The sequence below is a fragment of the Marinobacterium lutimaris genome, from assembly GCF_900108065.1.
GTDB lineage: Bacteria > Pseudomonadota > Gammaproteobacteria > Pseudomonadales > Balneatricaceae > Marinobacterium_D > Marinobacterium_D lutimaris.
The window spans coordinates 517,608-544,049 of the sequence record NZ_FNVQ01000003.1 but is presented as its reverse complement, the minus strand read 5'-3'; the positions used below and the strand labels follow the sequence as shown (position 1 = coordinate 544,049).

Annotated in this window: 27 protein-coding genes; 11 read left to right on the top strand and 16 right to left on the bottom strand. The window is 60.6% G+C overall.

Annotation, left to right across the window (positions count from 1 at the left end; genetic code table 11):
* Positions 1-133 precede the first annotated feature (133 nt).
* Positions 134-760 carry a uracil phosphoribosyltransferase gene (upp, locus tag C4S72_RS16875; RefSeq protein WP_104004329.1) on the top strand — a complete coding sequence of 209 codons (627 nt, stop codon included), beginning with the start codon at positions 134-136 and terminating at the stop codon, positions 758-760.
* 11 nt (positions 761-771) lie between these two features.
* Positions 772-2,076, top strand: coding sequence for a uracil-xanthine permease family protein (locus tag C4S72_RS16870; protein ID WP_104004328.1), 1,305 nt, complete (start codon positions 772-774; stop codon positions 2,074-2,076).
* Positions 2,077-2,208: 132 nt separating this feature from the next.
* Here C4S72_RS16870 and ppa read toward each other — a convergent pair whose 3' ends face one another.
* The gene (gene ppa, locus C4S72_RS16865) at positions 2,209-2,742 is read right to left on the bottom strand and encodes an inorganic diphosphatase (RefSeq protein ID WP_104004327.1); all 534 of its coding nucleotides are present in this window, start codon (positions 2,740-2,742) and stop codon (positions 2,209-2,211) included.
* A gap of 87 nt (positions 2,743-2,829) precedes the next feature.
* Positions 2,830-3,819 carry a class 1 fructose-bisphosphatase gene (locus C4S72_RS16860; protein ID WP_104004326.1) on the bottom strand — a complete coding sequence of 330 codons (990 nt, stop codon included), beginning with the start codon at positions 3,817-3,819 and terminating at the stop codon, positions 2,830-2,832.
* Positions 3,820-3,978: 159 nt separating this feature from the next.
* Here C4S72_RS16860 and mpl point away from each other — a divergent pair, with 159 nt between their 5' ends.
* The 5 genes from mpl (at position 3,979) to C4S72_RS16835 (ending at position 8,414) form a co-directional block, all read left to right on the top strand.
* Complete coding sequence (mpl, locus tag C4S72_RS16855) at positions 3,979-5,370, top strand: UDP-N-acetylmuramate:L-alanyl-gamma-D-glutamyl-meso-diaminopimelate ligase (protein ID WP_104004325.1); 1,392 nt, start codon at positions 3,979-3,981, stop codon at positions 5,368-5,370.
* Complete coding sequence (locus C4S72_RS16850; RefSeq protein ID WP_104004324.1) at positions 5,370-5,993, top strand: flavin prenyltransferase UbiX; 624 nt, start codon at positions 5,370-5,372, stop codon at positions 5,991-5,993. Before mpl ends, C4S72_RS16850 begins: the two co-directional genes overlap by 1 nt.
* A 144-nt stretch (positions 5,994-6,137) precedes the next feature.
* The gene (gene tsaB, locus C4S72_RS16845; protein WP_104004323.1) at positions 6,138-6,824 is read left to right on the top strand and encodes a tRNA (adenosine(37)-N6)-threonylcarbamoyltransferase complex dimerization subunit type 1 TsaB; all 687 of its coding nucleotides are present in this window, start codon (positions 6,138-6,140) and stop codon (positions 6,822-6,824) included.
* Entirely contained in the window at positions 6,821-7,630 is an 810-nt protein-coding gene (locus C4S72_RS16840) for an undecaprenyl-diphosphate phosphatase (protein ID WP_104004322.1), read from the top strand. Before tsaB ends, C4S72_RS16840 begins: the two co-directional genes overlap by 4 nt.
* Complete coding sequence (locus C4S72_RS16835; RefSeq protein WP_235009173.1) at positions 7,620-8,414, top strand: class I SAM-dependent methyltransferase; 795 nt, start codon at positions 7,620-7,622, stop codon at positions 8,412-8,414. Before C4S72_RS16840 ends, C4S72_RS16835 begins: the two co-directional genes overlap by 11 nt.
* Here C4S72_RS16835 and C4S72_RS16830 read toward each other — a convergent pair.
* Together C4S72_RS16830 and C4S72_RS16825 are read right to left on the bottom strand one after the other, a co-directional pair.
* Complete coding sequence (locus tag C4S72_RS16830; protein WP_160115537.1) at positions 8,411-10,087, bottom strand: 1-acyl-sn-glycerol-3-phosphate acyltransferase; 1,677 nt, start codon at positions 10,085-10,087, stop codon at positions 8,411-8,413. The two genes, C4S72_RS16835 and C4S72_RS16830, sit on opposite strands and share 4 nt — an antisense overlap.
* A 71-nt stretch (positions 10,088-10,158) precedes the next feature.
* A complete protein-coding gene (locus tag C4S72_RS16825; protein WP_104004319.1) occupies positions 10,159-10,353 on the bottom strand; it encodes a SlyX family protein in 195 nt (64 codons plus the stop codon).
* Between the two features lie 293 nt (positions 10,354-10,646).
* Here C4S72_RS16825 and C4S72_RS26195 point away from each other — a divergent pair, with 293 nt between their 5' ends.
* A complete protein-coding gene (locus tag C4S72_RS26195) occupies positions 10,647-11,114 on the top strand; it encodes a cold-shock protein (protein WP_104004318.1) in 468 nt (155 codons plus the stop codon).
* Positions 11,115-11,217: 103 nt separating this feature from the next.
* Here the strand turns inward: C4S72_RS26195 and C4S72_RS16815 are convergent, their stop codons facing one another.
* Entirely contained in the window at positions 11,218-12,153 is a 936-nt protein-coding gene (locus C4S72_RS16815) for a p-hydroxyphenylacetate 3-hydroxylase reductase component (RefSeq protein WP_104004317.1), read from the bottom strand.
* Positions 12,154-12,316: 163 nt separating this feature from the next.
* On the opposite strand from C4S72_RS16815, the gene C4S72_RS16810 reads away from it, so the two are divergent.
* Positions 12,317-13,039, top strand: a complete 723-nt coding sequence (locus tag C4S72_RS16810) for a DUF3108 domain-containing protein (protein ID WP_160115536.1) — start codon at positions 12,317-12,319, stop codon at positions 13,037-13,039.
* A 45-nt stretch (positions 13,040-13,084) separates the two neighbouring features.
* On the opposite strand, the gene C4S72_RS16805 is transcribed toward C4S72_RS16810, so the two are convergent.
* Entirely contained in the window at positions 13,085-13,711 is a 627-nt protein-coding gene (locus C4S72_RS16805) for a LysE/ArgO family amino acid transporter (RefSeq protein WP_104004315.1), read from the bottom strand.
* Between the two features lie 104 nt (positions 13,712-13,815).
* On the opposite strand from C4S72_RS16805, the gene C4S72_RS16800 reads away from it, so the two are divergent.
* Positions 13,816-14,730, top strand: coding sequence for a LysR family transcriptional regulator ArgP (locus C4S72_RS16800; RefSeq protein ID WP_104004314.1), 915 nt, complete (start codon positions 13,816-13,818; stop codon positions 14,728-14,730).
* Between the two features lie 14 nt (positions 14,731-14,744).
* Here C4S72_RS16800 and C4S72_RS16795 read toward each other — a convergent pair whose 3' ends face one another.
* The 6 genes from C4S72_RS16795 to hrpB form a co-directional block, all read right to left on the bottom strand.
* Positions 14,745-15,344 (bottom strand): LysE family transporter, encoded by a 600-nt coding sequence (locus C4S72_RS16795; RefSeq protein ID WP_104004313.1) that lies wholly within the window; start codon positions 15,342-15,344, stop codon positions 14,745-14,747.
* 135 nt (positions 15,345-15,479) lie between these two features.
* Positions 15,480-16,391 (bottom strand): LysR family transcriptional regulator, encoded by a 912-nt coding sequence (locus C4S72_RS16790; protein WP_104004312.1) that lies wholly within the window; start codon positions 16,389-16,391, stop codon positions 15,480-15,482.
* A gap of 57 nt (positions 16,392-16,448) precedes the next feature.
* Complete coding sequence (gene yddG, locus C4S72_RS16785; protein ID WP_104004311.1) at positions 16,449-17,351, bottom strand: aromatic amino acid exporter YddG; 903 nt, start codon at positions 17,349-17,351, stop codon at positions 16,449-16,451.
* A 130-nt stretch (positions 17,352-17,481) separates the two neighbouring features.
* A complete protein-coding gene (locus C4S72_RS16780; RefSeq protein WP_104004310.1) occupies positions 17,482-18,207 on the bottom strand; it encodes an AraC family transcriptional regulator in 726 nt (241 codons plus the stop codon).
* A gap of 5 nt (positions 18,208-18,212) precedes the next feature.
* The gene (locus C4S72_RS16775; RefSeq protein ID WP_104004309.1) at positions 18,213-18,377 is read right to left on the bottom strand and encodes an oxidoreductase-like domain-containing protein; all 165 of its coding nucleotides are present in this window, start codon (positions 18,375-18,377) and stop codon (positions 18,213-18,215) included.
* Positions 18,378-18,454: 77 nt separating this feature from the next.
* On the bottom strand, positions 18,455-20,989 hold the full coding sequence (gene hrpB / locus C4S72_RS16770; RefSeq protein WP_104004308.1) for an ATP-dependent helicase HrpB: 2,535 nt from the start codon (positions 20,987-20,989) through the stop codon (positions 18,455-18,457).
* A gap of 129 nt (positions 20,990-21,118) precedes the next feature.
* Between hrpB and C4S72_RS16765 the strand changes: the two genes are divergently transcribed.
* Complete coding sequence (locus C4S72_RS16765) at positions 21,119-22,084, top strand: zinc metalloprotease HtpX (protein WP_104004307.1); 966 nt, start codon at positions 21,119-21,121, stop codon at positions 22,082-22,084.
* A gap of 24 nt (positions 22,085-22,108) precedes the next feature.
* On the opposite strand, the gene C4S72_RS16760 is transcribed toward C4S72_RS16765, so the two are convergent.
* From C4S72_RS16760 to C4S72_RS16745, 4 genes are all read right to left on the bottom strand, one after another.
* Complete coding sequence (locus tag C4S72_RS16760) at positions 22,109-22,705, bottom strand: DUF938 domain-containing protein (protein WP_104004306.1); 597 nt, start codon at positions 22,703-22,705, stop codon at positions 22,109-22,111.
* 220 nt (positions 22,706-22,925) lie between these two features.
* Positions 22,926-23,336: a DUF4168 domain-containing protein gene (locus C4S72_RS16755; RefSeq protein WP_104004305.1), complete on the bottom strand. Its 411-nt coding sequence runs from the start codon at positions 23,334-23,336 to the stop codon at positions 22,926-22,928.
* Between the two features lie 183 nt (positions 23,337-23,519).
* Positions 23,520-24,902 carry a sigma-54-dependent transcriptional regulator gene (locus tag C4S72_RS16750; RefSeq protein ID WP_104004304.1) on the bottom strand — a complete coding sequence of 461 codons (1,383 nt, stop codon included), beginning with the start codon at positions 24,900-24,902 and terminating at the stop codon, positions 23,520-23,522.
* Positions 24,886-26,418: an ATP-binding protein gene (locus tag C4S72_RS16745; protein WP_104004303.1), complete on the bottom strand. Its 1,533-nt coding sequence runs from the start codon at positions 26,416-26,418 to the stop codon at positions 24,886-24,888. The genes C4S72_RS16750 and C4S72_RS16745 overlap by 17 nt, the downstream gene beginning before the upstream one ends.
* Positions 26,419-26,442 lie beyond the last annotated feature (24 nt).

The following is a 26,442-nucleotide window of genomic DNA, read 5'->3' as shown; positions in this document are numbered from 1 at the left end:
ATCGTTGCGGGTGACAGCTGCGGGCGCTTTGGTTAGTCTTGCGGCGTAATTTGATATGGTGGTCAGATTCTTGCGTGTTAGGGATGTCATCGTTGTTGATAACGGTTGAGAAAGGTTGAGAAGGGGTTAAGCCATGAGCGTACATGAGATTCGTCATCCGTTGGTGCGGCACAAACTGGGACTGATGCGTTCGGTCAATAAAAGTACTCGCAGTTTCAGACAATTGGCTGCTGAGGTCGGCTGTCTGCTGACCTACGAGGCGACCAAAGACCTGGAGCTGGAAGAGTATGAAGTTGAGGGCTGGTGTGGCCCGATCCAGGCAGAGCGGATCAAGGGCAAGAAATTCACCGTGGTGCCTATTCTTCGTGCCGGTATCGGTATGCTTGATGGCGTGCTGGAGGCGGTGCCGAGTGCAAAGATCTCCGTGGTCGGCCTGTATCGAGATGAGGAAACCCTGGAGCCGGTACCCTACTTTGAAAAGCTGGCCAGCGATATCGATTCACGCATGTCGCTGATCGTGGATCCGATGCTCGCGACCGGCGGCTCGATGATCGCTACTATCGATATGCTTAAAGAAGCCGGTTGCACCAGTATCCGTGCACTGGTGCTTGTGGCTGCCCCGGAAGGGATCAAAAAAGTGCAGGATGCGCATCCGGATGTGGAGATCTACGCCGCGAGCATCGACTCACACCTCAACGAGCAGGGATACATCATTCCGGGTCTCGGTGATGCCGGTGACAAGATCTTCGGAACCCGCTGAGGCGCGCAGTCATGGTTGAGTCCAATACCCAGTCCCTGGGTAACTTTAACTGGAAGATGATTCTCGCCGGTGCGCAGATGCTGTTCGTGGCCTTCGGTGCCCTGGTGCTGATGCCGCTGCTGACCGGTCTGGACCCGAACGTGGCGCTGTTCACGGCGGGTGTGGGCACGCTGCTGTTCCACCTGGTGACTGGCCTTAGCGTACCTATCTTCCTGGCGTCATCGTTTGTGTTTATCGCGCCGATCAAATACTCCATCGATACCTGGGGTGTGCCCGCCACCATGGGCGCGTTGATGGGCGCCGGTGTGGTCTACATGCTGCTGGCGCTGCTGGTGAAGCTCAAGGGTGCCGGCATTATCCACCGTATAATGCCGCCGGTGGTGACAGGCCCTGTGATTATGATTATCGGTCTGGGGCTTGCACCCATGGCGGTGAACATGGCGATGGGCAAAACCGGTGACGGTTCGATAGAGCTCTTCCCCTACGTAGATTCCATCATCGTCTCTATGATTGCACTGCTGACCACGCTGCTGGTGTCGGTGTTTGCTCATGGCATCTTTCGCCTGCTGCCGATCCTCTCCGGTGTCTTTGTTGGTTATCTTGCCGCCTGGGCCATGGGAATGGTGGACTGGAGCGTTATCAACGCAACCCCGGTAGTTTCTGTGCCGGCGTTTGTGTTGCCGGAGTTCAACTGGCAGGCGCTGCTGTTCATGATTCCGGTGGCGATCGCCCCGGCGATTGAACACGTGGGCGATATCATCGCCATCGGCAATGTCACCGGTAAGGACTATATCCGCAAGCCGGGCCTGCAGCGCACGCTGTTCGGCGACGGCCTGGCCACCAGCGCCGCGGCGATCTTCGGCGGTCCGCCCAATACCACCTACTCGGAAGTGACCGGTGCGGTGATGCTGACCCGCTCATTCAACCCGGTGGTGATGCTCTGGGCCGCGGGCTTTGCGATCATGCTGGCGTTTGTCGCCAAGTTCGGGGCGCTGCTGCAGACCATCCCGGTGCCGGTGATGGGCGGGATCATGATCCTGCTGTTTGGCTCCATCGCATCGGTGGGTCTGAACACCCTGATCAAGGCGCATGTGGATCTGGGTAAGCAGCGTAACCTGGTGATTGTCGCCACGGTGCTGGTGTTCGGTATCGGTGGCATGGCCCTCGGTAATGGTGACCTGAACCTGCAGGGTGTCAGCCTCTGCGGTATTGTTGCCATCATCCTTAACCTGGTGCTGCCTGGTGCCGATCCGCTGCCTGGCGATCTGCACGAAGAGGAAGAGGTGGTCGAGGATATTATCGAACACACCCGCTGAAGGTGATGGGCGGCCTGATTACCTCAGGGCCGCCTCTTTCCACTGCGCATGAAAAAAGCCCGCAGTCGTTTCCGGCTGCGGGCTTTTTTAGTGCTCTGGCTTTTGTTGAACTCAGTAGAGCTGGGTCGCTGCTTACTTCTGTGCTTCGTAAGCTGCGACGGATTTGCGAACTGCTTCGCGGGCGGCTTCGGCGTCGGACCAGCCTTCAACCTTGACCCACTTGCCTTTCTCCAGCTTCTTGTAGTTTTCGAAGAAGTGAGAAATCTGGTCTTTCAGCAGCTGCGGCAGATCGTCGACATCGTTGATGTCGTTGTAGGCCTGGCTCAGTTTCTGATGCGGAACCGCAACCAGCTTGGCGTCTTCGCCAGCTTCGTCGGTCATGTTCAGAATGCCGACCGGGCGGCAGCGGATCACAGAGCCGGTCATTACCGGGTGCGGAGTCAGAACCAGCACGTCCAGCGGGTCGCCGTCGTCTGCCAGGGTGTTGTTCACGTAGCCGTAGTTGGCCGGGTAGAACATCGGTGCCGCCATGAAACGGTCAACGAAGATCGCGTCCGCATCCTTGTCGATCTCGTACTTGACCGGAGAGCTTTCGGCGGGGATTTCGATGATCACATAGAGGTCGTCCGGCAGTTCTTTACCGGCAGGCACTTTCGCAAAGCTCATGCGTCTCTTCCTGTTAGTCGTGTTAAGGGTCGGATCTGATACCTGAGCGGCATTATAAGCGTCCTGCCGCTCAGGGATGAATACTACTTACTGCTGAATAACGCTGGGGGTGTCCTGGTGGTACTGCAGTGCAGTTTCCACCTCTTCCCGGGAACCCAGGGCAACGGCCACGCGCTGGTGGATATGTGCCGGCTGGATATCCATGATGTTCTGGTAACAGGTGGTGGAGCGGCCGCCAGCCTGTTCGATCAGCATGCTCATGGGGTTGCCTTCGTACATCAGGCGCAGCTTGCCCGGTTTTTTTGGATCGCGGGAGTCCCAGGGGTAGGTGAAGATGCCGCCGCGGGTCAGTACGCGGTGCACTTCGGCCACCATGGAGGCGATCCAGCGCATGTTGTAGTTCTTGCCGCGCGGGCCTTCGGCGCCGGCGAGCAGGTCGTCTACGTAGTTGCGCATGGCCGGTTCCCAGTGACGCTGGTTCGACATGTTGATGGCGAACTCTTTGGTGGTCTCGGGCACGCTCACCTGTTCGCGGGTCAGCAGGAAGTCTCCGGTGTGCGCCAGGGTGAACATGTTAACGCCATGGCCGGTGGTCAGAGCCAGTACCGCGGACGGGCCGTAAAGTACGTAACCGGCGGCAACCTGTTTGCGGCCCGGCTGCAGGAACAGGTCAACGCTGTCCGGCGTGCCGGTTTCGGGTACTTCCAGGATTGAGAAAATGGTGCCGACCGAGACGTTGACGTCGATGTTGGAGGAACCGTCCAGCGGGTCGAAGGTCACCAGGAAGCGGCCTTCGGGATTGCCGAATACGGGTTCGTCTTCCTCTTCGGAGGCCACGCCACGCACCAGACGGTTATCCAGCAGAACTTCCTTGAGGATATCGTTGGAGATGACATCCAGTTTCTTCTGGGTTTCGCCCTGGACGTTGGTGTCGCTGGTGGTGCCGTGGATGCCTGCCAGTGCGCCTTCGCGCAACTGCAGAGCGATCTCTTTGCAGGCGACCATCAGGATGTCGATCAGTTCGACCAGTTCGTTATCGGTGTCGTGGTTTTTAAGGTAAGCGCTGAGCAGCTGCATCGGATTCGTGGACCTTGTGTGTTCCGTGTCAAGAATGCGGAAAATTATACGCGATCCCTGGCGGCATTGCATGGCGTTATGCGGCTTTCCGCGGGATGGGAGTAACAGCCCGGCGGCAAAAACGCTATTATTACGGGCTAATTTTTCAGGGGGACCGACGTGCATATTCATATCCTCGGTATCTGCGGCACTTTTATGGGGTCGCTGGCGCTGCTGGCACGGGAGCTGGGCCATCGTGTGACCGGCTCTGACGCCAATGTTTATCCGCCGATGAGTACTCAATTGGCGCAGCAGGGGATCGAGCTGATCGAAGGTTACGATCCGGTGCAGCTGGACCCTGTGCCGGATTGCGTGGTGATCGGTAATGCGATGACACGTGGTAACCCCTGCGTCGAAGCGGTGCTGGAACGTGGCATTAACTACACCTCCGGGCCGCAGTGGCTGCATGACCATGTGCTGAAAGAGCGCTGGGTGCTGGCGGTGTCGGGCACACACGGCAAGACCAGCACGGCGACGATGCTGGCGTGGATTCTTGAGCAGGCGAAGATGGCGCCGGGTTTCCTGATCGGCGGTGTGCCGCACAATTTTGACCGCTCCGCTCGTTTAGGCGATACGCCGTTTTTCGTGATCGAGGCGGACGAATACGACACCGCGTTCTTTGATAAGCGCTCCAAGTTTGTTCACTACGGCCCGCGTACGCTGATCATGAACAACCTGGAGTTTGATCACGCCGATATCTTCCCGGACCTGGCGGCGATTCAGCGCCAGTTTCACCATCTGATCCGCGTGGTTCCAGGAGGTGGCCAGGTGATCTATCCGGCCGATAGCGAAGCGCTGGCCGAGGTGATCGATATGGGCTGCTGGAGCGAAACGTTGGCCACAGGTGATCAGGCCACAGGTAATCTGGCTACGGGTGATGTGGCAGGCTGGCGTGCGCAGCCGCTGAGCGCGGATGGCGGTCGCTTTGCGATCCTGCAGAACGGCGAAAAGGTGGCTGAGGTCAACTGGTCGCTGACCGGTGCGCATAACGTAAGTAACGGCTTACACGCACTGCTGGCCGCGCGTCATGTGGGCGTGACTCCCGCTATCGCCGCCGAGGCGCTGAGCAACTTTGGTGGCGTCAAGCGCCGCATGGAGCTGCTGGGTGAAGCGGATGGTGTGAAGGTCTACGACGATTTTGCCCACCATCCTACGGCCATCGAAACCACCCTGGCCGGTATTCGCGCCAAGGTCGGTGATGCACCCTTATTGGCGGTGATCGAACCGCGCTCCAATACCATGCGTCTCGGCGCCCACAAGCAGGCCCTGGCCGCCTCCGCCGCGCTGGCCGATAGCGTCTACTGGTATCAGCCTGAAGGTATGGACTGGTCGCTGGACAGTGTGATCGACGCCAGCAGCAACCCAGCCAGCCTGCATCGCGATATCGATGCGCTGGTGGAACAGCTGGCGCTGGATGCCAAGCCCGGCACTCACCTCGTAGTGATGAGTAACGGTGGCTTTGGCGGTATCCATGGCAAGCTGCTGGCAAGGCTGCAGCAGAGGAGCGCGTAATGAGTGTTGAGTTCTCGCGCCGGGTAACGTTGGCGATCACCGGCGCATCCGGAGTCCAGTATGGTCTGAGGCTGCTGCAGTGCATGCTGTCTGCGGATGTGCAGGTGCTGTTGCTGGTCTCTCGGGCCGCGCAGGTGGTGATCGCTACCGAAACCGATATCAAACTGCCGGGCCAGCCGGACCAGCAGGAGGCCTATCTCAGCGAGCTATATGGAGCGCGTGAAGGGCAACTGAAAGTCTATGGTCGTGAGCAGTGGATGGCGCCGGTGGCGTCCGGCTCGGGGGCGCCCACCTCTATGGTGGTCTGTCCCTGCAGTACCGGCTCGCTGTCGGCGATCGCCTGTGGTGCCAGCAATAATCTGATTGAACGTGCTGCCGATGTGGTGCTCAAAGAGCGGCGCCAGTTGATACTGGTACCGCGAGAGGCGCCGTACTCCGAGATCCACCTGGAGCATATGCTCAAGCTGACCCGTATGGGCGCGGTGGTGATACCGGCCAGTCCCGGTTTTTACCAGCGTCCGGCCAGTGTTGAGGAGATGGTGGATTTCATTGTTGCCCGCATACTTTCCCAGCTGGGCCTGGAGCAGTCGCTGTTGCCGCGCTGGGGAGAAAATCTGCTGTAACCTCTGAATTTCGCAAACCCAAGTTAATAAAACCCAAGTTACTGAAACCCAAGTTGCTGAAACCTGAGCTACTGAAACCTGAGTTAATAAAACCTAAAGCCGCGCCGCGTAAGCTGGCGCAGCCTGTTAGCTGACGGAAATCCGATGTCCCGAATACTTGCCCTGGATACTTCCACCGACGCCTGCTCCGTGGCCCTGAGTCTTGCCGGGGAGATAAAACACAAATTTGTTATCGAGCCGCGGCGTCATACCCACTTGCTGCTGCCGATGGTAGAGGAGCTGCTGGCCGAAGCCGGCATCAAGCTGGCGAGCCTGGATGCGATCGCCTTTGGCCGTGGCCCAGGCTCGTTCGCCGGTATCCGTATCGCCACTGGCGCGGCCCAGGGGCTGGCGCTGGGGGCGGATCTGCCGCTGCTGCCGGTATCGACCCTGGCGGCGATGGCGGTCACCGCGAAAGAGCGTTTTCCACAGGCGAGCCGTGTTGCGACGGCGCTGGATGCCCGGATGGACGAGGTGTACTGGGGCGCGTTTGATATCAGCGCTGATCTGCCCCGGGCGTTGATCGATGAATCGGTGCGTTCGCCCAGGGATCTGGAACTGCCGGAAGTGGCTGAGTGGCTCGGCGTCGGCAGCGGCTGGCGTTACAGCGAACAGATGCCCGAAGCGGTGACCGCGGGCGTCAATGAGATCGAGCTGGAGTGCTATCCCGATGCCCGCGCCATGCTGGTGCTGGCCGAGGCGCAACTGGCTGCCGGTGAAGGCGTGGTGCCTGAAGATGCGCTGCCGGTCTATCTGCGTGAAGGCAGCTGGAAGAAGAAGGATCAACAGTGACACTGGCTGACTGGATTCATACCGTTATTCTCGCCCTGATCCAGGGCCTGACCGAGTTTCTGCCGATCTCCAGTTCAGCCCACCTGATTCTGCCGTCTCAGCTGCTGGGCTGGCAGGATCAGGGGCTGGCGTTCGATGTGGGCGTTCATGTCGGGACCCTGGTGGCGGTGATCTACTACTTCCGCCGCGAGGTGCTGCAGATCAGTGTGGCCAGCATCGCTGCGCTGGGCGGTCGTCGCAGTGCCGAGGGCAAGCTGGGCTGGCTGGTCGTGCTGGCCACTATTCCGGCGGTGATCTTTGGCGGGCTGTTCGGCGATCTGGTGGATGAGTACGGGCGTTCCATCCTGGTAATCGCCGGCACTACGCTGATTTTCGGTGTGCTGTTGGGCTGGGCGGACCTGAAGGGCAAGAGGGTGCGCAAGACCGATACTCTCGGGGTGAAGGATGCGCTCACTATCGGCCTGGCCCAGGCAGTGGCGTTGATCCCCGGTACCTCGCGTTCGGGTATCACCATCACCGCGGCGCTGATGCTCGGCTTTGAGCGCCAGAGCGCGGCGCGTTTCTCTTTCCTTATGTCGATCCCGGTTATTGTTGCCGCGGGCAGCCTGAAAACACTCGAGCTGATCCAGAGTGATGCCGAGGCACACTGGGAGATGATCGGTAGTGGCGCTGTGCTGGCGGCGTTGAGCGCCTTTGCCTGTATCTACCTGTTTCTGAAATGGCTGGACCGGATCGGCATGATGCCGTTCGTGATCTATCGCCTGATTCTGGGTTTTGTGCTTCTGGGTGTCTGGTTTGTCGGCTGATATGAATGCGCTGCCCGTTGTCGGCACAAGCTGCGCGGCGCGCAGCAAAGAGGCTTGCGAGCTGGCGCGAGAGCTCGGACTTGTCTTTGCCGAAGAGGTCGATCTCGAGTCGGCGTCTGTCGCCCAATACCTGTTGCTGACCGAGGATGCGCTGGTGCTGCAACAGACCGGGCGCAAACGGCCAGGGCCAGTGCTGGCGGATTTCGTCAGCGGCGCGGTGGCACACCGGCGCCAGTTCGGCGGCGGCAAGGGGCAGATGATCGCCAAGGCCTGCGGTATCAAGGGCAGCATCCGCCCCACGGTTGCTGATGTGACCGCAGGGCTGGGGCGTGATGGTTTTGTGCTGGCTACTCTGGGCTGTGAGGTCAGTCTGGTGGAGCGCTCGCCGGTGGTGCATGCGCTGCTGGCAGATGGTCTGGCGCGGGCGGCGGATTCTGAAGTGGCGGATATTATCGCGCGGATGCGTCTGTATGGCGGCGATGCCCGTGACTGGCTCTCATCCCTGGCTGAGGCCGAGCGACCCCAGGTAGTGCATCTGGATCCGATGTTCCCGCACAGTGACAAGTCAGCCCAGGTTAAAAAAGAGATGCTGGCGTTCCGCGACTTGGTGGGAGAGGACGCCGATCAGGCGGAGTTGCTGGCGGTGGCGCTGGAGGTTGCCGAGTGCCGTGTGGTGGTGAAACGTCCACGCAAGGCGCCTTCTATCGGTGGCAGGGAACCCTCCTACAAGCTCGAAGGCAAGTCGGGCCGCTACGATATCTACGCGCTGAAAAAGCTGGACTAGTGCTGGCTCAGCCAGCGTTCACTCTCCTGAAGCAACACATCCGGCAGCAGCTTGCGGCCTATACGCAGGATCGGCGCCAGGTCGCGTGTTGTGCTCAGACACTCCTTATCCCGGTGGAGCAGTTGCTGCTGTTCCAGACACTCGATCAATGGTCGTAACTGGCGCTGGTCTGCATATTCCGGCAGCGGATGCTCGTACCAGGCCTGCAGGTGACGGGCCAGTGCAGTGGTGGTTTCGCACAACTGCTGCTCCGTGATCAGTGGTTGCTGGGAGACGATGCGTATCAGCAGATACTGGCGTAGCAGGGCTGTTTCGGCCAAGTGAAACAGAGCCCTGGCCAGCAGGCAGGGGGACGGATGCAACTGTGTGCCCTGATCGCTCAGCAGGCCCAGTTGTAGCAGGGTTTTTCTCAACCGGGCCGGTTCCTCAGGGTCTACCGCCAGGCTGAACTCAGCGCCCAGGTAGGGCTGGAGCGCCCGCATCAGGCGGGTAATGGTCGCTGCGCTGGGTTTTGGTAGCCTGGCGGCCAGCAAAAGCATCAGCCCCGGCATCACCAGGGCATGGGCCAGATTGTTGCGGTAGTAGCTGAGTTCTGCGCTCTGCTGTTCTGAAACCAGCACTTTTCCGCCATAGAGAGTGAGTTGTCGCCGCCGTGCCATGGCGTCGATCATCGCCGCAGCGGATCGGTCCTGCTGTGGCAGGCGTGTTCCCAACTGCTGGAGCAGCGGGTTAAGGGCGCCGATTCCCTGTTCAAGCTCTGCTTGTCTCAGCTCTTTTTCTGCGCCAGGAAGCAGGCTGGCGATTCTACTCGCCTCGGTGGCGATGGTTGCCCTGTTGATGGCGCGCATCACCTGGCTTGCGGTCTGCAGAAGGGCGCCGTTTTGTTCTTCGGTAGGCGTTCCATCGACAAAGACAGGTTCGCCGATATTCAGGTGCGCGCCGCCGCAGCGCTTGAATACCAGTCCTACGGAGCTGATCAGGCCCCAGAGGCTTTCCTTGCGTTTGGGGCGGCCGGAAAGCTCGTGCTGATAGGTGCGGTTGTCGATGCAGAGGTCGTAGTTGATCGAAACCGGTAACAGCGCCAGTCGTCGTGCCGGCTGGCTTTCCAGCAGCATGCTCAGTAGCCCCAGTTTCGGCGTGAGCAGGCGTCCTGTGCGGCTGCGCTGCCCCTCGATGAACACCTCGAAGCTATGCTCGTTGCGCAGCAGCTGTTCCAGGTAAAGTCGCACAAGACAGGTGTATACAGGGTCGTCCAGGAAACTTCGGCGTAGAAACACGGCGCCGCCGCGTTTGAGCAGGGCTCCGACTATTGGCAGGTTCAGATTGTCGCCAGCGGCGATATGGGGCAGTTGCAGGCCCTTTTGGAACAGGGCCCAGGAGATCAGCATATAGTCGATATGGCTGCGGTGGGCCGGTAGATAGATCAGCTGGTAATCGCGGTTCAGCGATTCCAGGCGCTCCAGGCCGTTTATCTCCATGCGCCTGTAGAGGCGCTTCAGCACCAGGCTGAACAGCGGGTTCAGGCTTCTGACCACGGAATGGCGGTAGTGAGCGGCCATCTGTTCAAGCTGTTGATGGGCGTGGCGCTCTACGTTCAGGCGAGGTTCGCCGGATTGGGCGCAGCGGGTGTCGATCACTTCACGCAGGCGCGGGTCGGCAAGTATCTCTGCCATGAGACGCCTCTCCTGCTGGTGCCGGGCACGGGCAGAAGCGGAGAGGGCGCGAAAGAGTGCCGTCATGCAGCTCAGTAATGAGGCGGCGGCTGATCGTTCTCTTCGATAGCGCCGGATTTGATTTCGGTGTTCAGAAACTGAATCATCCGCGTCAGGCGCTCCAGATCTCTTTCCTGCCGGGCGACAATATCGCTGAGTTTGTCGATCGCATCCTCTTGAAACGCGATACGTGATTCCAGCTCAGCGATCTGTTCATTTTCCGACATGGCGATCTCCTGTATTGATGGGTTGGTCCGGGTTTGCCGCGTTTATTGTAGCCGGAAAACCTTTGCTTATCTGCGTGTGGGAAGATCACTGTTGCCAGCGCTGCCAGGGGCGCTCCATCGCGCCAGGGGCAGGCAAAAGTTTATGCTGTTAAAACCGGACAGATCCGCTAGCTTTACTAGTAAGTTGTTGAAAAAGTGTAGCTAATACGTTATATCTCGCAGGTTAGGCGCGTTGGTTAACTCGTGACCTTCTTAATATGATTAATTTTTGAATTAGAAGAGAAAATAGATAGATGAGTGGTATTCAGGTATTTAAAAGTATTGTTCTTAGCATTGTCGCGGCGGTAGCTATTCCGTCGATACTGTCGCAGGTGACGGCGACGGAGATTGAACTGAACGCGGTGGTATTGGGCGTGACGTTTGTTATCGTGCTGGCAGCTACGCTGGTCGCTTCTCTGGGTACGGCTGCCGGGGCGGCTCAGGGTGGCAGACCTGCACCGCGGATGGCAGCGCAGAGTGACGCCGATGATGATGAGTCGTCTGAAGACGACAGCCGTGAGCAGGGAACCGTGAAGTGGTTCAATGTCTCCAAGGGCTTCGGCTTCATTACCCGTTCCAATGGCGACGATGTGTTTGTTCATTTCCGCAATATCCGCGGTCGCGGACACCGCTCCCTGACCGAAGGTCAGCAGGTGCGGTTCAATGTGCACCAGAGTGATAAAGGGCTGCAGGCAGAAGACGTTTCTGTCGTACGCGGCTAAACCGCGCCGCAGTCATGCAGAAGGGAGCCCTCGGGCTCCCTTCTTTGTTTTGGCTATACCAGGTTTTGGCCATACCAGACCCTGGTTTCGAGTTTGCCTGGCTTCAGGATTTTTGAATCACGCTGTTCAGCATCCGCTTGAACTGGTTTATCTCGTTGTTATCGAACTCGCTGAACACCTGGTTCTGTTCGTTTTCCGCCAGGGTCCAGTATTCTTTGGCGCGTTCGGAGCCCGCTTCGGTCAACTCCAGCAGGGGGCCGGAACGCTGGAGAAGTCCTCCCAGTTCAAGGTTTTCCGCCGCCTCTACCACCTCTGAGCCGGGCAGGCTGGACTCTTTCTGCAGTCGTTCGACGCTACTACCACCCAGCACGCTCAGCAAAATCAGCAAACGCGCTTCACTGACGCTCAGTCCCAGCGCCTGCTGTTTCGGCAGGTAGCTGTTCTGGTAAGCGTTGACCGCCTGCAGCATTAGGTACAGCAGGTTGTTGGAGAGGTGCTGGGCCATGGGGTTGTCGCCGCTGCCACTGGTAGAGGGGCGGGTCTCGACGCGCGGATGGGGCAGCGCCACTGAATAGGCACCCTGGTGGTAAAGCAGCGGCGCACGACCCAGGTCGTCGAAGTCCAGCACCCGGCCGATCAGTATCCAGTGATCGCCCGCATCCACTTCCTGGTGCAGGGCGCAATGGAAGCGCGCGGCGCAGTTGTCCAGTAGCGGTGATCCGCCCGGTCCTTCGGCGAACCTTATCAGCGCGAATTTATCATCCTGGGGGCGGGCGAAGTGGTTGGAGATGTCGAGTTGGTCGGCGGCCAGTACATTGACGGCAAAGTGACCGCTCTGGCGGATCACCTCGAGGCTATCGGCGGAGCGCTTGTCGAGGCTCCATAGAATCAGCGGTGGATCCAGTGAAACCGAGTTGAAGCTGTTGACGGTCAGGCCGATGCGCTCTCCTGCCGGGCTCTGCGCAGTCACGACGGTAATGCCTGTGGCAAAGTTACCCAGGGCGCGCCGGAATGCGTGGGAATCCATAGTGTCACTCATCAACTCACTCCTGTTGGGATGGGGCGCTAAAGAGGTTAGGATGCAATGCCGGCCCGTGTTATGCCGGATTGAGTCTGGTAACCGGAAACTTGGACCGGTTCCCTGAATCTCCTTTTATAGAACCATAGCACCCATGGACCAAAAGTCGCCACGGAGGATCGTTTTGAAATTGCCAGTTAAACGCTCGACGCTGCTTTTCCTTTCCCTGCTGACATCGGGGGTAGCGCTGGCGGATGATTCAGTTCAGGCCTGTGCAGAAAAGACACTGGGACGTTATGCGGGGATCGCGATCAATTACCGGGTGGACTGGAAGGGATTTTCGCTGGATAGCAGCAGGACCCTGGATCAACTGGAAGCCGGGGCCTGGAAGGCGCAGAACAGCAGCAGCCTGCTGTTTATGGGAATTGAGGAGCAAAGCCGCTTTCATATGCAGGGCGGCTTGATCGAGCCACAGGAGTACAGCTACGAGCGCAAGGGGCTGAGCAAGAAGCACAATGTTCATCTCAGCTTCGATCGTAGAGGCGAATACAAGGTTGAGTCCCCCCGCGGCGATGATGAGATCGGCTATGAAGGCCGAATCTACGACCTGCTCAGTCACCAGATGCAGCTGCGGGTCGATCTGGCCTGCAAGCCGCCCCAGGATGATTACAACTACACCATTGCCCGCCGCAAGGGCGTGTCAGACTACCGTTATCGCTATGTCGGTGAAGACAGTGTCGAGACGCCAGCAGGTACCTTTGAGGCAATCCTGCTGGAGAAGGGGGAGGAGGGCGACAAGCTCGAACAGATCTGGCTCGCGCCAGAGCTGAATTACCTTGTCGTGCGCTTCAAGCATCAGGAAGAGGACGATGAGGCGGCGGAGCTGCTGCTACTTAAGCGCCCTTAACTTCTATCTCTCGAACTTAGCAGTCACCCCGGCTGCTGGTCGGCGTCAGAACCCGATCAGTAGCCCGGCGGCAATCCCCCAGGTCATAAACCAGATCCCTGTATCCAGAACCTTCCAGGCGGTCGGTTTGCTGAACATTGGCGCCATCCAGCGTGCACCGACACAGAGGCTGATAAACCAGATCGCCGAGAAGCAGACCGCGCCGACGCCAAACCATATTTTCAGATCGGCATCATACTGTCCGCCGATGCTGCCGATCAGCACGACGGTATCGATCCAGGCGTGAGGGTTAAGCAGGGTGACCGCGGCGGTCATTAGCAGCGCTCCGCGCAGGGATGAGATCTCCCGGCCGCCGGTCTGCATGACTTCATTGCGGAACACCCTTCTCGCCGCGCCGTAGCCGAACCAGAGCAGAAACAGGGCGCCGCCCCAACGAGCGATTTCGGAGAGCAGTTCGGACTGGCTGATCAGCACGCCAAGCCCGGCCACACCGGCGGTAATCAGCAGGCCATCGAAGAGGATGCACAGTAGCGCGATGGGCCAGTGGAACTGGCGCCTGAGGCTCTGTGTCAGCAAGAAGGCGTTCTGCGCCCCGATCGCCATGATCAGGCCGGCTGAGGTCATCAAGCCCTTGCTCCAGGCCAGCCATTCCAGTGTCAGTGTGGGCAGCATTTTTTATCTCCGAAAAGCTGAATCGTGTAGGACGGCGCTATGTTGCGATTCGCCTCGATGTAAGTAAAACTAATGTTTTTAATATCCGATTAGAGAAATTAATAATGCTGGATTCCCGGCAGCTGGCTGCGCTGGCAGCGGTGATCGATGAGGGCAGTTTCGAGCGTGCGGCGCGCAAGCTGCATGTGACTCAGTCCGCGGTATCTCAGCGGGTGAAACAGCTGGAGGAGCGGCTGGGGCAGGTGCTGCTGGTGCGTGCCGTCCCCGTACGTGCCACAGAGGCAGGGCTGCAGGTGCTGAAGCACTTCCGTCAGCTGGCATTGCTGGAGCAGGAGCTGCTGAGCAGTCTGGCCCAGCGTGATGAGCGGGGTTATACACAGGTATCGATAGGCGTGAATGCCGACAGCCTGGGCTCCTGGTTCACCGATGCCATGGAGCGCCTGGTGAGACGGGAGCGGTTGTTGATGGATCTGAAGGTGGACGATCAGGACGCCACCCAGCAGCTGCTCAAAGATGGCGAAGTGGTGGGCTGTATCACCTCGGCGTCGTCGGCGATGCCCGGCTGCGTCAGCGTGCCGCTGGGGGTGATGGTCTACCGTTGCCTGGCGACGCCGGCCTATATCGAGACCTATTTCGCCAAGGGGATCGGTGCGACGGGGTTTCGCCTGGCCCCGGTGGCCGAGTTCAGCCACAAGGATCAGCTACAGAACCGCTACCTGGAGCAGTACTTCTCAGTGAAACCCCATGAATATCCGCGTCACCGGGTACCCTCACTGAGCGGCTTCAACGATATCGTCGAGCGTGGTCTCGCCTGCGGCATGATTCCCGATCAGCTTGGCAGGGCGATGATAGAGCGCGGTAACGTGGTGGATATGGTGCCGGGCTACTTTGTGCCTGTGCCCCTGTATTGGCATGTCTGGAACTTGCATTCGGAGCTGATCAAGCAGATTACCGATGAGCTGGTAAGGACCGCAGCAGAGGCGCTTGAGCCGATGGAGCTTCACCCTGAATTGTCATGATCAGGGGGCGCGAATCAGCCCAGCCCGATCTTGATGCCCAGAGCAACCATGGCGCCGCCAAGAAAGCGCTCCAGTTTGCTTTTTACCCGCATCAGCCATTGGCGGATCGCCGGGGTGCCCAGCAGTGCCAGCACCAGCATAAACCAGCTGATCTCGGCCAGGGCCGGGGTGGCGACGTAGAGCAGCTTGGTGGCCAGCGACTGCTCCGGTGACAGCACCTGGGAAAAGATCGCCAGAAAGAACACCAGCACCTTGGGGTTGAACAGGCTGATCAGCAGGCCGGCAATGAAGGGGGAGCCGCCGTTATGAGCGGGAGCGCTAGTCTCCTGCGCTGGCTGGCGGTGCAGCAGCTGCCAACCGCCAAGCAGAATCAGGTAGGCGGCCCCCAGCCAGCGAATTACCTCGAAGGCGGCGGGCGAATTCTGAATCAGTGCACTGATCCCGAGCAGCGTCAAAGTGCCGTGGATCATCAGCGCCGTGGCGAGGCCACAGACCGTCAGCAGACCGCTGCGGCGGGAGCCGTTCAGGGTGTTGCGCAGTACCACGGCGAAATTTGCCCCCGGTATCATGGCACCGCCCACGGTGATTCCCAGAAAAAGCAGCCAGTCCAACATTCCTGTTTCTCGCATAACTGTAAGTGATGCAAGCTAGTCTATTGAGTCGGCTTGAAGGCTTCTAATCGTGCTTTTTCATTCAGGTTATAAGTAAAAATGATAACCCTGCTGGTCTGGGTGGTTCGACGTGATGGTTCAGCGGGAAAAGGGGGAGTCGATCAGCGCCCGGTGCAGCCGCTCCCGGAGATAGCGATGGGCTGCATCGTGCTGCTGGCGTCGGTGCCAGAGCAGGTAATACTGCACCGGTTCCAGTTTTAGTGGCAGCGGCCGCAGCACCAGGCCGAAATCCGGCGCGATATTGGCGGCCATATGGGCCGGCAGCGTCAGCAGGGCGTCGCTTCGGGCGGTAAAGGCCAGTGCCGCCTGAATAAACGGCACACTGGTGCGGATGCGTCGACCCAATCCATAGGCGGCCAGCGCCTCATCCACTGAGCGGTTTTTATCGCCGCCGCCGCTGATGCTGATATGGTCCGCCGCGGTGTAGGCGTCCATATCCAGCGGTCCCGTCGCCAGCGGATGATCCTTGCGCATCAGGCAGGTCCAGTGGTCGGAGCCCACGGCGCGACCGTGAATATCGTCAGGCACCTTATCCAGCAGGCAGGCGGCCATATCCAGGCGACCTTCACGCAGATCACCCACCATGCCGGGCTCCCAGAGGCGAAAATGCAGCCGCATACCGGGCACGTCGCGCATCAGTTCACCCACCAGGTCCGGCAGGATGCGCTCGGCGATATAGTCGGTGATGGCGATATTGAAGCGGCCGCGGAAGGTGTCTGCGTTGAAGTTGCCCGGGGTGAAAAACGCTTCCAGCGGCTGTAGTACACCGGGCAGCTGTTGCTTCAGTTCCTCGCCCCTGGGTGTCAGCTGCATCTGGTTGCCGACCCGCACCAGCAGTGGATCGGCGAACAGGTCGCGCAGCTGTGCCAGGCTGCGGCTGATGGCGGGCTGGGTCAGGTTAAGGCTGCGGGCGGCCTGGCTGACGCTGCGCTGCTCCAGCAACTGCTGCAACACCAGCAGCAGGTTCAGGTTGATGCGCGATAGATCCATAGCCTTGGCTGTTGTGCTCCCGTAATAATACTCTGCGGGCAGTATATCGCCGGTAGGTCAGGATTGCGCGCCAGGGCGGCTGCGGGCCAGTCGCAGACTGCGCAGGCGCACACCTGCCACCGTCGAACCACCCACGATCAGCAGGCAGGCCAGCAGCAGTCGCGGTGTTGCCTCGGCTTCACCGGCGGCGATCAGCAGCAGGGTGGAGATCAGCGGTGCGGCGTAGGCCAGGGTGCCGAGCAGCTGGATGTTGCCCTTCTTCACGCCGATATCCCAGGTCAGGAAAGCGATACCTACGGGGCCCAGTCCCAGGCCGACAATACCGATCCACTGCAGCGGGCGTTCGGGCCAGACGGTCTGTTCAAACAGCAGGTGGCAGACCAGGCCGAGCAGGGCGGTGCCTCCACAGAACCAGCCCACGGTGTCCGTCGGTACATGGGCGTGGCGCCGGCTCAGCACCGAGTAACTGGACCAGATCAGCGAGCAGGCACCGGCGGCCAGGTAGCCAAGGCTGTATTCGCCACTGAAGCCGGTTTCTCCCTTGAGCAGCAGCATGGCGCTGCCGCCGGCGGCCAGCAGGGCGCCCAGGATATGGGCGAGGCGCAACTGCTCGCCGGGCAGCAGGGCGGACATCAGCACGATCAACAGCGGCCAGAGATAGGCGATCAGGCCAGCTTCCGCCGCCGGCGCGTTGGCCAGGGCGATAAAGTAGAACAGGTGATAACAAAACAGTCCGCCGATACCGAGCAGCCAGACCGGCAGTGGCTGGCGCAAAAAGCGAAAGCCGCTCTCGCCGCGTAGCCACCAGCGCGTCTGCATCAGCAGCCAGGCCAGGGTGAAGGTCATCGCCAGCAGCTGAAAGGGTGGGATCTGCGCATCGGTCCAGCGGGTCATCAGGGCGAGGGTGCCCCAGAGCAGGATGGAGATGCTGCCGATCAGTGTGGCGTTGGTGGTGTTCATCAGTGGTTCCGCTCAGCTACAACAAAACAGGAAAGCTAAACGCCTATGTTAGCGGTTGCCTGAATACCGGTCTTTGCCGATCTGGCACTCTTGCTTGTTAAAGAGGTGATGTGAGCGGTGGTGCAGTGGCTTAGTGCAATCTGCGACGGTAGTGGCTGGGTGCGACGCCGAAGTGGCGGCGGAAGCGGTCGCTGAAGGCCGCCAGGTTCTGGTAGCCACACTGCTCGGACACGCGCTGAATGCTCTCTTCGGTCTCGATCAGCAGGCGACGCGCGTGGTTCATACGCAGCCGTAGCAGGTATTCAGAGGGCGCGCAGCCAAGCTGACGCAGGAACAGGGTGTGTAGCTGGCGCCTGCTCAGATGGGCGATAGCGCAGAGCTGCTCAAGCTTGATAGGGCCGGCGAAGGTTTCGTCGAGGTAGGTTTTGGCCAGCAGCAGGCGGCGGTCGATGCTCTGGTTAAGATCTGTTGTGTGTCGCGAGAGGAGCTCAAGCAGCAGATCGCAGCTGGCCCGCTGCAGGGCATCAGCGTTAGCCGGCTTCTGCAGCATCCGCCCGAGAATAGCAGCGTATTCCAGGGTGTCAGCGTTCAGGCTGAGAAAGGCCGGTAGCGGCTCGAGTTTGTCGCTGCAGTTCAGTGGCAGGTCCGCAACCAGAAAGCGGTTGGCGCCCTGGGCCTGAAAACAGTGGGTTTCACCGGCATGAATCACGGCGGCTCGATGCGCGGCTACTTCGCCCCCCTGGGAGCCGATCTCTATCTCCAGAGAGCCGCTCACCGGCAGCACCAGCTGGTGGTAGCGGTGGCTGTGGCGGTTTACCTCGGCGCTGTAGCTGCGTACCTCAAGCTGGGCCTGCATGGCGTTTAGCTCTGCTGCCCGGCGTTATCGCCCGCAGCAGCCTCTGCGGCCTTACGTTCCGCTTCCGCCTGGCGCCAGGCGTTCATCTCTTCGTAATAGGTGTCCCAGACGCAGGGGCTGCATTCGCTCTCGCAGCACTCGCCATCCATCGGTGGGGTAGGTTTTTCCAACGTAGGTTTTTCCAACACTGTTAACTCTGCTTTTAACTTAGGGTCGCGGGCTATTTTAACCTGATTCGGTCCGCGTCTCAGCCCTGGGCTTTTTTGGTTTTGGCGGTGGCCACCGCTTCCAGCGGATTATCCGGCCAGGGATGCTTGGGGTAGCGCCCCTTCATCTCCTTTTTGACCTCCGGATAGCTGTTCTGCCAGAAGCCGGCCAGATCCTGGGTGACCTGCAGTGGGCGTCGGGCCGGGGATAGCAGGTGCAGTTTCACCGCAACGCCAAAGCCCAGGGTGGGCGTGCGGGTACAGCCGAACATCTCCTGGAGTTTTACAGCCAGTACCGGCGGCTCTTCGCTGTAATCGATGCCCAGGCGCGCGCCGGAGGGTACGGGAATCCGTTGCGGTGCCAGCTCATCCAGCTGCTGTGGCAGCGGCCAGGGTAGCTGCGCCTTAAGGATGGCGGCGAGGTCTAGTCTCGCGAAATGATTGATATGGCTGACCGACTCCAGATAAGGCCCCAGCCAGTTTTCAAGGGTGTCGAGCAGCGCCTTGTCCGATAGATCGGGCCAGCTTTGCTCTTCTGCATGGCGCTGGCAAAAGGCGACCCGTTGACGCCAGGCGTTCAGCTCATCGCTCCAGGGCAGCAGGCTTAAGCCGCGTTTGCGTACCAGGGCGATCAGCGCGGTCTGGCGCGCTGCTGCGGAGCTGGCATCAAGCGGGCGGGAGTCCAGCACCAGTTGGCCCACGCGGCGCTGCTGTTCGGCGATCAGACGACCTTCCTGTTCGTTCCACTCTACGTGTTCGCGGCTCTGTACAAGCTCGCTGAGATGATCATCGAACAGTGCGGGTTCCAGCGCAGCAGCCAGGCGTATGCGATCGCTGGCATCGCCATTGCGGCTGCTGAGCTCCGCTACCACCAGCCAGTCGAACCGGGTCAGGCGGTCGGATGGATCCAGTTCGGCGCCTCGGTTGGCGGCCAGTCTGAAGCTGTTGCCGCCGCTGCGGCGGTTGCGGGCGATACGGTCGGGGTAGGCGCATGCGAGCAGAAAGCCCGTCCATCGTGGATGGTCGGGGTCGGATACAGGCTGGCTCGGGTCGATCTGCTGGGCCAGCTGGCGGAACTGTTTTGCCAGCTGACCTACACGCTGGCGCTGACCCATATTGGTTTTACTGCTTTGGCTGCGACTATCGCCGCCGCGTAGCCACTCCAGCCGCAGGGACAGGTCGGTGCTGCTGTCACGCAGGGGATCGCGCTCACCGAGCAGGGCGGCGATATCGGCAGCCTGGGGCAGCAAGCCCTTGCGGGCACCGATCAGCAGCAGGTGAGCCAGGCGCGGATGCGCCGGGAAGCGTGCCATCGCCTCGCCATGGTCGTTGAGCCGGCAGCGGCCGTTGTCGAGATGCTCGATGGCACCGAGGCGGTCGAGCAGTTCAAGCCCCTGTTGCCAGGCACCCGTTGGCGGCGTATCCAGCCAGCTTAGCTCGCTCGCATCCATGCAGCCCCAGCGCATCAGTTGCAGCACCAGCGGCGCGAGGTCGGCCTGCTGAATCTCCGGCGGCGTAAAAGCGGCAAGCTGCTCCTGCTGCCCTTCGGACCAGAGCCGGTAGCAGTAACCGGGGCCCAGGCGGCCGGCGCGGCCGGCGCGCTGGGTGGCAGCGGCGCTGGAGACGCGGGTGGTGTGCAGGCGGGTCATGCCGGATGCGGGATCGAAGCGGGCCTGGCGTGACAGGCCGGAATCGATCACCGTGTCTATGCCTTCGATGGTCAGGCTGGTCTCGGCGATGGCGGTGGCCAGCACGATTTTGCGCTGTCCGGCGGGTGTAGGTGCTATGGCGCGGCGTTGCTGCTCCAGCGAAAGCTCGCCGTATAGCGGCGCGATCAGCAGATCGTTGCGCTGGCTGAAGCTTGTCTCCAGCGCCTCCTGCACACGGCGGATCTCCGCCTGCCCCGGCAGAAATACCAGCAGGCTGCCGCTGCGTTCGGCTACGGCCTGCTCGATCACCTTGGTGATGCGCGGTTCTATCCACTCGCCCGGTTCGGCACGGCCGGTGTAGATATGATCCACCGGGAAGCTGCGCCCCTCGGAGCGTACGATGGGGGCGTTATTGAGCAGCCCGGAGATCGCTTCTCCGTCCAGGGTCGCGGACATCACCAGCAGTTTCAGCGGCGGCTCATCGCGCAGCAGTTCGCGCCCCTGTAGTGCCAGTGCCAGGCCCAGGTCTGCGTCCAATGAGCGTTCATGGAACTCGTCGAAGATCACCAGTCCCACGCCTTCCAGCCCGGGATCTGACTGCAGCATGCGGGTCAGTATCCCTTCGGTGACCACCTCGATGCGGGTGTTTGGGCCAACGCGGGTATCCAGGCGGATACGGTAACCCACGGTTTCACCGGGCTTCTCGCCCAGTTGCCTGGCCAGCTGCTCGGCAGCGGCACGGGCGGCCAGGCGGCGTGGTTCCAGCATCAGGATCTTCTGCTTGCCGAGCCAGGGCCGATCCAGCAGGGCCAGGGGGACACGGGTGGTTTTACCGGCGCCGGGCGGTGCTTCGAGGACCACCTCGTCACGCTCGTTCAGGGCGTTAAGCAGTTCCGGCAGGATTGAATCGATCGGCAGTGAATCCATCTAACGCTATACAGAGGTTGAATAAAGCGCTGATACTAACATAGCGCCCGGTGCAGAACTCCGCTTCGAAACGTTGACGTTTGTTGGTCTGTAACCGGGTAAGGGAGTGGTATTCATCAGGAGGAGGAGATGCGACAGAGTAAAAACGGAGGATACTGGCGTAGTCAGGCGCTGTTGAATGCGCTGGAGTCTGCGCTGCTGATTCTGTTTATGGGCGGCTTTATGGCAGCACTGGGCTGGCAGCTCTGGGGCGGTGCCGGCGTCGCGCTGCTGTTGCTCGTCGGTCTGCTGACCCTGGTGTTCAATCCGGCCCTGTCGCCGCGCTGGGTGATGAAGCTCTATGGTGCCAAACCGCTGCAGAAGACCCATGCGCCGGCGTTGAGTGAACTGACGCGCTGGCTCTGCGAGCGCGCCGGCCTGGAGAAAGAACCGGAGATCTACCTGATTCCCAGCCGGGTGATGAATGCTTTCTCGGTGGGGTTCTCCGGGCGCTCGGCGGTGGCGCTCAGCGATGCGATGATGCGTCAGCTGGAACTGCGAGAACTTGCTGGCGTGCTGGCCCATGAGATCAGCCATATCCGCCATAACGATCTCTGGGTGATGGGTCTGGCGGACCTGTTCAGCCGCATGACCAGCATGATGGCATTTGTGGGGCAGATCCTGCTCCTGATGAATCTGCCGCTGATGCTGCTGGGGATGGTCACGATCAACTGGTGGTTGATTCTGCTGTTGATGATTGCGCCGTTGCTCAGTGCGTTGGCGCAGTTGGCGTTGTCCAGGACCCGGGAGTATGCCGCCGATATGGGTGCTGCCAGGTTGACGGGGGATCCCCGGGGGCTGGCAAGAGCGCTGGAGCGGATCGAGAAGGCTCAGGGGGGCTGGATCGAGCATATCCTGGCACCCGGCAACCGGGTGCCGGATCCGTCGCTGCTCAGGACCCATCCCCGCACCGCAGAGCGGGTTGAGCGGCTACTGGTGCTGGAGCAGGAGATGGATCAGAGCGAGCGTCTGCCGTTAGAGCAGTTGCTGCACCGCTATGATCACCCCGAAATTATGCGCAAGCCGCGGCGGCGGATCTGGGGAACCTGGTGGTGACTGAAAGTGAGTAAGCCGGGTGTTTTAGCCCTGCTTGCGCCATACCAGCAGGCGGTTGTTGGCGGGCATCGCGTGGTCAGCGACGAGCCTGAGTCCGGCCTTGTTGGCCAGCTGTTCAACTGCTTCAAAGTCACGGATGCCTCGCGCCGGGTTTATCTCCTTCAACCAGCGGTCGAAACCGGCGTTGCTGGGGCTGGTGAACTCCCCGTTATAGTTGAATGGCCCGTACTGGCAGAACACGCCGCCGTTGGGCAATTGCTCACCGATGCGGCCGATCATCTCGATCACCGCTGTCCAGGGCATGATGTGAGTGGTGTTGGCGGTGAACACCGCATCGAAACCTTCTGGCCAGTCAGCCTGGGTTACATCCAGTTCGACAGGCGGGTGCAGGTTGTCCAGGGCCGCTTCTTCCAGCCAGAGTTTTATCCCCGCATGATTCTCCTCCAGATCGCTGGTCTGCCACTGCAGATGGGGCAGCGCCGCTGCGAAATGCACCGCGTGCTGTCCGGTACCGCTGCCGATCTCCAGCACCAGAGTACGGTCGCTGAAGGCATCCAGCAGTATATCCAGAATCGGTGTTTTGTTGTTTTCGCAGGAGGGAGCGAAGGGTTTCTCAGTCATCGGGCTCTCGGCTGTATGCATTGGATCTTCAGTGTTCGGGGCAGAAAAGCCTCGCAGAGGTCAGGATAAAGGCTCGCTGGCGGGGTTGCCAGCCTTCCGCCGGAGACGCTAAACGGGAAGGTTACAGGATTCTGGAGGCAAGGGGGGAAGGGGCAAAGAGGTAAAGAACTAAAGAGTGACCGGAGAGGGCGGGCCTCTCCGGGTGCTGAGAGTAACAGGCTTAGCTGTTGGTCATCAGGGCTTCAAGCTGTGCCTGGAGTTCAGGATCCTGGCTGACGCGCTGGGCGATGGCGTTGTATTCCTGTACGGAGAAGCCTTTTTCACGCACCACGTTGATCATTTCGGACTGTACCTCCTCCTGCAGTGCCTGGGCTTCGGTCGGCTCTTCGATATTCTGCAGTCGAGTAGAGAAGTCGTTCTGCAGCGCGACCACTTCACCATAGGCGTCGGCGAATTTTGCGACGGTAGCATCATCTACCTCGACCTGAGGCTGCTGGCTGGCCGGCGCACTGTATTGCTGGGCTTCCTGGCCAGTGCTTTGCTGACCGTTGCTTTCCTGGGCCTGCAGCGCGGGTGCGGTAAGCAGGGCAGCAGCGAGGGCGAGACCGGTTCCAATTTTAAATGCTGACATGAAGTCCTCCGTTAGCTTATTCAGATGGAGTGCGCCTTTCGGTGCGACTCTACCTGAACAAAGCAGGGGCTGTGCCAGCTTTGCTAAATGCCCGTATCATCGGGGTTGCAGCGGAATTCCTGCTGTGGCGGTGCCAATATGAGTGTGTCGATTCGGCACATGAGCCTGCCTGAACCCGCTCGGCTAGCTGGATTCCTCCAGGTAGCGATACAGGGTGCGCCGGCCGATCCCAAGGGTCAGCGCGGCCTGGCGCTTGTTGCCGTCGCTGCGCTCAAGTACATGCTGTACATAGCGCTGCTCCACCTGACGCAGGGGCGGCAGTTCGCTGCCTCCGAGCAGACTCTCCAGCAGCGCGCTGCTTTCTGGCTGGGTGCCGGAGTGGCGACGGATACGTGCAGGCAGATCCTCCGGCTGAATCTGTTCATGGCGGGCAAAGACGCTGGCGCGCTCGATGGCGTTGGCCAGTTCGCGCACATTGCCGGGGAAGGGATATTGACGCAGCAGTTGCTGGGCTTCGGTGGAGATACCGGTGACCGGCTCCGGCCGTGTGGCGCCGAAACGCGCGATGTAGTGGGCGGTGAGCAGGTCGATATCGTCACCGCGCTGGCGCAGCGGTGGAATCTCGATACTGAAGGTTTCCAGGCGGTAGAACAGGTCAGCGCGGAACACCTCCTTTTCCACTTCCTGTTCCAGGTCCCGGTTGGTGGCGGCGATGATGCGGACGTTGATGGCGTGCTCGTGGTTGTCGCCCACCGGACGGATGCTGCCTTCCTGCAATACGCGCAGTAGTTTGGACTGCATCTGCAGCGGCATTTCGCCGATTTCGTCCAGCAGCAGGGTGCCGCCGTCGGCTTCGGCGAACAGGCCTTTGCGCGCCTTCTGGGCACCGGTGAAGGCGCCCGCCTTGTGGCCGAAGAGCTCGCTTTCCAGCAGCTCGGCGGGAATGCCGGCGCAGTTGATGGCGACAAAGGGGCCGTTGTGGCGCTCGCTCTCGGCATGGATGGCGCGGGCCACGCGCTCCTTGCCGGCGCCGCTTTCGCCGCCGACCAGCACCGGGCCATCGGCCTGGGCGATACGGCGGATCTGCTCAAACAGCTGACGCATCGGCGTGCTGCGGCCGATGATGTCATGAAAGTCACCGGCGTTGAGCATACGGCGGTAGCGGTCCACCTCGCGCTCCAGTGCCTGGCGCTCAAGCGCGCGAGCGACGCTGAGCCGCAGGTGCTCAAGATTGAGTGGCTTGGTGAGAAAGTCGTCGGCGCCCAACTGCAGAGCGCTGACCGCCTGCTCGATGGTGCCGAACGCCGTGATTACGATAAACGCCGGCGCTCCCGCCAGTGAGCGGGTGCTTTTCAGCAATGAAAGACCATCCTCGCCCGGCAGGCGCAGGTCGCTGATGACCAGGTCCGGGTAGGTCCGGGCTATCTGCTCGCCGGCCTGTTCGGCACTGCCAGCACTGCTCACCTGGTAGCCAGCGTCCTGCAGCTCCTCCTGAATCAGTTCGCGTAACCCCGAGTCATCCTCGACGATAAGAATGCTGGCGTTGAGGTCAGCTCTGGTCGACATGGGTTAACTCCTTGCTAGTGGGTTCGTGTTGGCGGGGCTCGTCAATGGGCAGTATGAGCGTGAAACAGGCACCGTCGCGGCCGTTGGATTGTGCCTTGATAGATCCCTTGTGGTCGCGGGCGGCGGCGTGGGCGACGGCAAGCCCAAGGCCGGTGCCCTGGCCGGTAGGTTTTGTGGTGAAGAACGGTTCGAACAGCTGGCTGCGGATGGTTTCGTCGAATCCCTCCCCGTCGTCACTAAAGCTGATCAGCAGCTGTGAGTCCTCCTTGACGCCCCGGATCACTACGCGGCTGCTCGCTGCCTGACAAGCGTTGTGCAGAAGGTTGATCAGGGCCTGTTCCAGGCGGATGCGGTCGACGTTGAGCCGCAGAGACTCGAGCTCTGGCGCCAGCTCCAGCTCGATGTCGAGCTCCTCGGTTTGTGAGGCGAGCAGGGTGTTCAATGCGCTGCGGATCGGTATCTCCACGGCGACTGGCTTGAGGTCCAGCGGATTGCTGCGGCCATAGTCGAGCAGCTGCCGGATAATCCGCTCCATGCGGGCGCTCTCTGTGCGGATACTGTTCAGGTCGCGGCTGAGCTTCTCCGGCAGGTCGGGCTGGCGCAGCAGGCGTTGGGCCTTGCCATCCACTACGGCGAGGGGGGAGCCGAGCTCATGGGCTACGCCTGCGGCCAACTGACCGATGGCCGCGAGTTTTTGCGACTGGTAGAGCTGATCCTTCAGCGCCTCTTCACGCTTCTGCTGTTCATTGAGGCGCTGATGCGAGGCATCGATAGAGTTGAGCATACGGTTGAGGGAGCGACTGAGCGAGACCAGTTCGGCGGGACCCTGGGCGGCGAAGGCATAGTCCCTGTGCCCCTGCCGGATCCGCTCGAGGCCCGCGTTGATGCGCTGCAGCGGCCGCCCCACGATCAGGCGCTGGCCGAGCAGGATAACGCCGGTCAGCAGCAGGCCGGAGATAATCAGCACGCTAAGCCCGTGAACGCGTATGTTTTGCAGGTAGTGGTCGAAGTCGCTGCCGCGGCGGGTCAGTTGCAGCAGGCCGATGACCCGTTCGCCGCTGTCGGTCAGGGGCACGAAATAGGAGTAGATATCCACCGTGCCGGCCTGGGCGAACTCGCCGCGGCGCTGGCCATCTTCGGCCAGGGTCTGGGCCCGTTCCGACGGCATCTCGGCGCCGGTGCGGCCGCTGGTATACACGACCTTGCCCTTTTCATCGTAAACATAGACCCCATAGACACGGTTGATGGAGAAGGCGGATTCCAGCGCCTGTTCCACGGTCACCTCGTGTCCACGCTCCAGCGCGTGGCTTAATGGCAGGCGGATGGCGCGAGCGATAAGCTCGATATCCTCCTCCATGCGGGTGCGCGTGTGTTGCTCCAGAACCTGAATGGCATAGGTTCCGGTGAGCGCAAGAATGAAAATGAATGGCAGAATCACCGCACCAATCAGGGCGAGGGTTAGCGGCGGGTTGCGCAGGGCAAGGGTCAGCTTTGTTACGGAGTTGAATTGGCTCATGTGTCAAAAGTATACAGGGTAAAA